Origin of the sequence: Shewanella olleyana, from assembly GCF_023283825.1 — a bacterium.
GTDB lineage: Bacteria > Pseudomonadota > Gammaproteobacteria > Enterobacterales > Shewanellaceae > Shewanella > Shewanella olleyana.
In genome coordinates this window covers 1-1143 of sequence record NZ_JAKILD010000070.1, presented here as the reverse complement: position 1 = coordinate 1143, position 1143 = coordinate 1, and the positions used below count along the sequence as shown (strand labels likewise).

The following is a 1143-nucleotide window of genomic DNA, read 5'->3' as shown; positions in this document are numbered from 1 at the left end:
TGAGCAATTTCGATTAACTCAACACCTGTGAGTGTCCACACAGATTTACTTGTTTGATTGTTAAAGAGCGTTGACCGTGTTGGTCAGGGATGCGTATTCTACGCTTTCCCTTGTTGGCGTCAAGTGTTTTTTCAAACTTCTTTTCGCCGTTAATTTGAAGTGGTTAAAACCCTCTCAAATCAACCTGACTCAGTGTTTCGCTATTGCGGTCTGCCGTGTCAGTGGATGCGCATTATAGGCAAATCCAGAAACACCGCAAGGGCTTTTTTAAATATTTATGACAAACACGACCCAACTGAACAATAGTTAATCACAATGTGGTCTTTTTGCACTAATCAGCCTGTTTTTAGTGTATTCGCTCGAAATAAACACCTTTGAGAAAGTATCAAAGTAGAGGCGGTGTTGTACTTAATTGCCATTAATAGCGACATCGACTAGTAACAATATTCATTTAGCTATTGGTTTTATGTGCTATTTAGCCTATTTTAATTTTATTAGGGAATAATTATGCTTCACCATATTGTTAGGAATATCTATGTTCAGTTTACGTCTGCTTGCTTTTTTACTTTGTTGTTGTGTTAGTCATATCAGTTTTGCCACCGTCATTTATACATGGGTAGATAAAGATGGTGTGTCTCATTACAGCCAACAGCCACCAGCAAATGTCGACTCAAAGAAAGTCTATAGTGAAGATATTGAACCTGCACAAGTAGGTTATGTGCCAGTGTTACCCAACACATCAACATCGAGCCAATCAAATCAAGATTCCGACTTGGCTGCAAAAGCCAAACTCATTAAAGAAAAAGATGCAGAACAAGCCGCTTCAATTTGTGAAAGTGCGAAACACAGTTTAAATGTATTGAGTACTTATCAGCATTTACATCGCAAGGATGCTGAAACGGGCGAAGAGATTGTTATCACGGAAGAAGAAAGACTGGCGCAGATTGAAAAGAATGAAGAACGTAAAAAGCTTTTCTGTAATTAATCTATAAATGCCATCAACAATCAAAACTAAAAAAGGAGCCCTTGGCTCCTCAGATTAATGACAAACCCCCACTTTTTTTAAAGTGGGGGTTTTATTTTATTGGTTTATACGCATTTCACGACGTTTATTTAAAAACACATCTTGAGCAATATTGTTGG

Annotated in this window: 1 protein-coding gene; it reads left to right on the top strand. The window is 37.7% G+C overall.

The window, feature by feature from the left end:
* Positions 1-535 precede the first annotated feature (535 nt).
* Positions 536-985: a DUF4124 domain-containing protein gene (locus tag L2735_RS19855; protein ID WP_248986311.1), complete on the top strand. Its 450-nt coding sequence runs from the start codon at positions 536-538 to the stop codon at positions 983-985.
* Positions 986-1143 lie beyond the last annotated feature (158 nt).